This window comes from Streptomyces sp. CNQ085 (assembly GCF_022614595.1).
Taxonomy (GTDB): Bacteria; Actinomycetota; Actinomycetes; order Streptomycetales; family Streptomycetaceae; genus Streptomyces.
In genome coordinates, this window is the sequence record NZ_JAJFAU010000002.1 from 78,697 (window position 1) to 84,378 (window position 5,682).

Consider the following 5,682-nt stretch of genomic DNA (forward strand, 5'->3'; position numbering starts at 1 on the left):
GGGGAAACTCCACCGGCCATGGGATCCGGTTCCGCGGTCAGGCAGGGCCGGAGTCCGGCGTGTTCGTTGAGTTCGGTGGGGCGGCGGGAGGACGACGGGACGCGGGGCTACGGTCCGCTGCTGCCCGACCCCGAGGGGGTGCTCGCCCTGCCCGCGGGATTCTCGTACCGCGTCCTCACGCACTGCGGTGTCACCCGGCTGGAGACCGGCGAGTACACCCCCGCCCGGCACGACGGCACCGCCGCCTTCGACGGCCCCCGGGGCAGGACGCTGCTGGTCAACAACCACGAGCTCAAGGGCCCCCGCGGCGACTGGGAGCATCCGGTGCCGCTGGTCGAGGGGCTGGTCTACGATCCGGCCGCCGCGGGGGGCTGCACGGTCGTGGAGGTCTCGCACGACGGGGAGAAGCTTGCCGAGTGGGTGGCCATCGCCGGTACCTCCACCAACTGCGCGGGCGGAGTGACCCCCTGGGGCACCTGGCTGACCTGCGAGGAGAACTCCGACCGGGCCGGTGAGCGGGGCATGACCCGCGACCACGGCTACGTCTTCGAGGTCGATCCGCGCGACCGGCGCGCGGGCCGCGACCCCAGACCCCTCAAGGCCCTGGGCCGCTTCGACCACGAGGCCGTCGTCGTGGACCCGCGGCGCGGTCACATGTACCTGACGGAGGACGACTCCGGTCCCAACGGCCTGCTCTACCGGTGGGTGCCGCCGCACGGCTTCCGGCACGGGCGGGGAGGGCTGCGCTCACTGGCCGACGACGCGGGCGTCCTCCAGGCGTTCCGCTGCTTCGACTCCGGCGGCCGGTTCGTCGACGACCTCTCGCGCGCGGTGCGCCCCGGCACGGTCTACGGGGTGGACTGGGTGGATGTCCCCGACCGCGACGCCCGCGAGGTACCCGTCCGCAGGCAGTTCACCGGGGAGGATGTCACCCGCGCCCGCAAGCTGGAGGGCATGTGGTGGGCCGACGGCGGCGCGTACGTGGTGGCCTCCTACGCACGTGACATGGACAGCCCCGGAGAGCCCCACGACGGCCAGGTGTGGTTCTACGATCCCCGGCGCCGCACCCTCACCCTCAGGCTGCGTTTCGGGGTCAACCGTGACCCGCACGAGCCCGGCGGCCTCGACGGCCCGGACAACATCACGGTCTCGCCGTACGGCGGGGTGATCATCGCCGAGAACGGCGAGGGGCTCCAGCACCTGATGGCCGCGGACGACCGCGGCCGGGCGTTCCCCGTCGCGCGCAACGAGGTGAACATCGGCACGGAGGAGGAGCCGGAGTACAGCGAGTTCGCCGGGGTCTGCTTCTCGGGGGACGGCCGGACGCTGTTCGCGGGGATCCAGGAACCCGGCGTCCTGCTGGCGATCACCGGCCCCTGGCGGCACCGCTGAACCGGCGGTGAACCGGCGCCGCGCCGCCGCTCTCACCGGCGGGCCGGGCGGAGGACGGTGGCCATGCGGAAGGGCCCTCCAGGGAGATCATCTCGCCGGAGGGCCCTTCCGCACGACGTGTCGGCGCCGTGCGCGGTTCTCAGGCCGCTGTGGTCATCCCGTGCCGCTCGGCCGCCCGCCACAGGCTCCGCAGTCGGTCCAGCTCGGCGAGCTCCGCCCTGGACCAGGGACGGTCCCCGTGGGCGCGGACGAAGGCGCGGAGCGCCTCGTTCGCCTGGGCGGGGGTCTGGGGCCGGGAAACCGCGGGTCCTTGCTCGGGAGTGGAGGACATATGACCAGCGTAGGGGCTGGGTATGACAGCGGCAGGTTCTTTTTTCTTCCCCTCCGCCGTGTAGTTCAAACCTCAATCGCTCCGCAAATGCCCGAAATCGCCGCTGACCTGCGAATATGGTTGCTGGTGCGGGGAGTTGGGCCTGTCGGGGCAGTCGGAGGATGCGACGGACATCACTCCCGCCCGCTCTCCCGCGCCGGGGCCGGAGCCCGGTGGCAAGCCCCTTCACCGCTCCCGCGCGTCTCCCTCCGCCCTCCTCCACCTCCCGCCGGTCCCTCTACAGGGCCGCGCCGCCCGGCTTCACCATGCCGCGGACGGTGCGGGAGTCCACGTAGTCGCCCAGTGCCGTCATTTCCCACTCGCCCGAGAACTGGCGGATCAGCTTGCACATCAGCACGCCCGTGCGCGGCTCGGAGCCGGTCAGGTCGAAGCGGACCAGTTCCTCGCCGGTGGCGGCGTCCAGCAGGCGGCAGTACGCCTTGGCGACCTCGGTGAACTTCTGCCCGGAGAAGGAGTTGACCGTGAAGACCAGGCCCGTCACCCGCGGCGGCAGGTCACTCAGGTGGACGGTGATGGCCTCGTCGTCGCCCGCGCCCTCGCCGGTGAGGTTGTCGCCGGAGTGCTGGATGACCCCGTTCAGGATGGCGAGCCTGCCGAAGTAGCAGTTGTCGATCTTCTTGCGGTTGGCGTCGTAGGCGATGACCGACGCGTCGAGGTCGACGTCCTTGCCGCGGAAGGCGGGTTCCCAGCCCAGCCCCATCCGGACCGAGGTCAGCAGCGGCTTGCCGCCCTTGACCAGGGAGACGGTCTCGTGCTTCCGCAGGTCCACCCGGCCCTTGTCCAGGTTGATCTTCCCGGGTGTGGCGGGAACGGCGGCGGGCGGCGCGGCCGGCGCGGCGGGCTCCTCCACCGTCACGCCGAAGTCCGTGGCGATGCCCGCCAGCCCGTCGGCGTACCCCTGGCCGACCGCGCGGACCTTCCAGGCGACGCCCCTGCGGTACACCTCGACGACCACCAGGGCCGTCTCCGCGCCCAGCCGGGGCGGGGTGAAGGTGGCCACCACCGCGCCGCTCGCCGCGTCCCGCACGGTCGCGGTGGGCTCGGTGCCGGCGAAGGTCGCGCCCGGGGCGTCGAGGCTGGCCGTCACCACGACCTTCTCGACGCCGGCGGGCACCGCGGCGGTGTCCACGGTGATGGTGTCGAGACCGCCTGCGGAACTGTGGGCCACCCCCGGGGCGGAGGGCTGGTTGTAGAAGACGAAGTCGTCGTCGGAGCGTACCTTCCCGTCCGCGGTGATCAGCAGGCCGGAGACGTCGAGCCGCGCCGGCGCGGTCACGTCCACCGCCACGCGCGCGGTGGACAGCGGGAGGTTCGAGCCGGGAGTCATTGCAGTCATGGTCCGGATAACGGACCAGGCGGCTTTGCGGTTCCATTACCTCCGCCGTCCGGGCGCCCCGCTCCGGCGGGGCCGGAGCGGGGGGGCGAGCCGGGCCTCAGCGAGGCGGGCGGGAGTGGCCGAAGAACAGGCGGTAGGCGATCAGCAGCACCAGGGAACCGGCGACCGCCGAGACCCACAGGGCCGGGTCGTAGAAGTCCCGCTCCACGGGACGGTCCAGGTAGTTCGCCGACAGCCAGCCGCCCACGAACGCCCCGACGATACCGATGAGCGTGGTGCCCACCAGGCCGCCCGGGTCGCGGCCCGGCAGCAGGACCTTGGCGACGATCCCCGTGACCAGTCCGAGTACCAGCCAGCTCACGATGTCCACGGTCGAACCCCTCCCCGCCGCGGGCTCCGGCCCGCGGTACGCGATCTTCGCGGGCCATCATGCCCGAACGTGAGGGTCCTCGAACACCTTCGGCCGGGCGGCGGCCGAGGAACTGGAGGCCGCCCGTGGGGAGACCGTCGCCGCCGCGGATGCCGAGACCGCTCTCGGCGAGGTCCGGTTGAACGGCGAACCGGGCCGCGCCACCTACCAGTTGCCCGCCTTCGCCGACGAGGTCGCCGACGGCGTGTACCTGGACGTCACCATCGATCACGCCGACGCCCCGCCCCGCCCCGTTCCGCGGCCGCCCTCCGCGGAGAGCGGCCGCGGACTCTTCAGCGGACCGCGGAAAGGGAATGGCGCTTCTTCCATAAGGGATCCTTTGAGGCTGGGCAAGACAATTCACCATGGACAGCGGCGAACCGGGGCGACACAGTGGTGTCCGTGGAGACCTCACTGCCGGGAGCGCCGGCCCTGCCGGAAACACCCGAGACGACGGAAACACCGGACCTGCCGCGCCTGCGCGACCTCGCGCGGGCCGAGTTCGCACCGACGGCCGTCTACCTGAACACCGCCTCGCACGGTCTGACGCCCTCCCGCACCGCCGCCGCGCTGCGGGAGGCGGTGGAGGAGACGGTGGAGGGGCGCATCGACATGGTGCGCTGGTTCGCCGTGATCGAACAGGCTCGTGCCCGCTTCGCCCGGCTCGCTGGGCTGGCCCCGGACAGGGTGGCGCTGGGGGCCGCCGTCTCCGCGCATGTCTCGCTGGTCGCGGGCTCACTGCCGCCCGGCGCCGAGGTGCTGGTGGCCGACGGCGACTTCAGCTCCCTGGTCAACCCGTTCGCGATGCGCGCCGACCTCAAGCTGCGCACCGCCGGGCTTCATGAGCTGGCCGACGCCGTCAGGCCCGGCACCGCGCTGGTGGCCGTCAGCGCCGTGCAGTCGGCCGACGGCCGTCTCGCGGACCTCGCCGCCGTCGCCGGGGCCGCTCGGGCCCACGGCGCCCGCACCCTGGTGGACACCACCCAGGCCACCGGCTGGCTGCCGGTGGACGCGGACGCCTTCGACTACACCGTGTGCGGCGCCTACAAGTGGCTGCTGTGCCCGCGCGGGGCCTCCTTCCTCACCGTGCCCGGGGACGGCGGGGACCTGGTGCCCCTGCAGGCGGGGTGGATCGCGGGGGAGCGGCCCTGGGACAGCTGCTACGGGATGGTGGAGGAGGTGGCCCGCTCCGCCCGCCGCTTCGACATCTCCCCGGCCTTCCTGCCCTACCTGGGTGCCGAGCGCTCCCTGGCCCTGATCGAGGAGGCCGGGCCGGAAGTGGTCGGCGCCCACGACCGGGCCCTGGCCGCGTGCTTCCGCGCCGGCGCCGCAGAGCGGGGCCACCGCCCGGTGCCCGGCGACTCGGCGATCGTCGCGGTGCCCGGACTGGGCGGGGCGGCCGAGGCGCTGAAGGGGGCGGGGGTGGAGGTCTCGGGCCGGGCGGGGAACCTGCGCGCGGCCTTCCACCTGTACAACACGGCCGAGGACGTGGAGCGGCTGCTGGCGGCGCTGCCCCGGGCATGACCGCACAGCCCCCGCCGCCCCGGCTCCGCGGGGTCACGCCGACTGCCTGCGCACCGGCTCGGTCGGCGGGATCACCGCGGACGGCTCCTCGCCGCCGATCAGGTCCAGCAGCACCCGCGCCTTCTCCGAGCTGATCCGGTTCCACGGCCGGCGGTGTGGCGGTGCGGCGGCGTCCGAGCGAGACCAGGTGCCGCACGATGTCACGGGCGCCGTCGCGGTCGTCGGCCGTCACATGGGCGATCCTGGCGGTGGGCCCGCTGCGGCACGTTGAAGTTGGGGTCCTCGAACAACCTCTCCTGCGGTTCGGTGAGCGGGAAGGCCACCGGGTCGGAACGGCCGGTGATCAGGCTGCGGGCGTGCCGGTTGACGACGTGGCCAGTCCTGCGGATCGCGGCCCTGACCGTGTCCGCCGCGGCCGGGCTGACGTTGTGCCCGCCGTTGAGGAACCGGGAGACCCATGCCTCCCGTGCCACGCCGTGGATCGTCGGCGGCCTCAGGACTTCACCGTTCCGGACAGCGGATCCAGGCTCCGGAACCGCTGGATCACCAGGAACGGGGCGATTGTGGTCCGCCTGGAGGGGCTGAGCCCCGGGCGAGCGCGGAGGGGGCCGGACCGCACGGTCCGGCCCC

5 protein-coding genes and 1 pseudogene are annotated in these 5,682 nt (G+C 73.2%); 2 read left to right on the forward strand and 4 right to left on the reverse strand.

The annotated features are described in order from the left end of the window. The coding region (locus tag LJ221_RS01035; RefSeq protein ID WP_374228343.1) for an alkaline phosphatase PhoX at window positions 1–1,392 on the forward strand (1,392 nt) is incomplete at its 5' end. 139 nt (window positions 1,393–1,531) lie between these two features. Here LJ221_RS01035 and LJ221_RS01040 read toward each other — a convergent pair. From LJ221_RS01040 to LJ221_RS01050, 3 genes are all read right to left on the reverse strand, one after another. Continuing rightward, window positions 1,532–1,723 (reverse strand): hypothetical protein, encoded by a 192-nt coding sequence (locus LJ221_RS01040; RefSeq protein WP_241712854.1) that lies wholly within the window; start codon window positions 1,721–1,723, stop codon window positions 1,532–1,534. Between the two features lie 277 nt (window positions 1,724–2,000). Next, complete coding sequence (locus LJ221_RS01045; protein WP_241712856.1) at window positions 2,001–3,110, reverse strand: TerD family protein; 1,110 nt, start codon at window positions 3,108–3,110, stop codon at window positions 2,001–2,003. A gap of 106 nt (window positions 3,111–3,216) precedes the next feature. Further along, window positions 3,217–3,489 carry a GlsB/YeaQ/YmgE family stress response membrane protein gene (locus tag LJ221_RS01050; RefSeq protein ID WP_241712858.1) on the reverse strand — a complete coding sequence of 91 codons (273 nt, stop codon included), beginning with the start codon at window positions 3,487–3,489 and terminating at the stop codon, window positions 3,217–3,219. Between the two features lie 516 nt (window positions 3,490–4,005). Here LJ221_RS01050 and LJ221_RS01060 point away from each other — a divergent pair. Further along, window positions 4,006–5,052 (forward strand): aminotransferase class V-fold PLP-dependent enzyme, encoded by a 1,047-nt coding sequence (locus tag LJ221_RS01060; RefSeq protein ID WP_241712902.1) that lies wholly within the window; start codon window positions 4,006–4,008, stop codon window positions 5,050–5,052. Between the two features lie 112 nt (window positions 5,053–5,164). Here LJ221_RS01060 and LJ221_RS01070 read toward each other — a convergent pair. Beyond that, window positions 5,165–5,549: pseudogene (locus LJ221_RS01070) on the reverse strand (hypothetical protein); the annotation flags it as partial. Window positions 5,550–5,682 lie beyond the last annotated feature (133 nt).

Bases quoted from the DNA above. Each gene is read 5' to 3' on its own strand.
- LJ221_RS01045 (WP_241712856.1), bottom strand. From the start codon at position 3,110: ATGACTCCCGGCTCGAACCTCCCGCTGTCCACCGCGCGCGTGGCGGTG.
- LJ221_RS01040 (WP_241712854.1), bottom strand. From the start codon at position 1,723: ATGTCCTCCACTCCCGAGCAAGGACCCGCGGTTTCCCGGCCCCAGACC.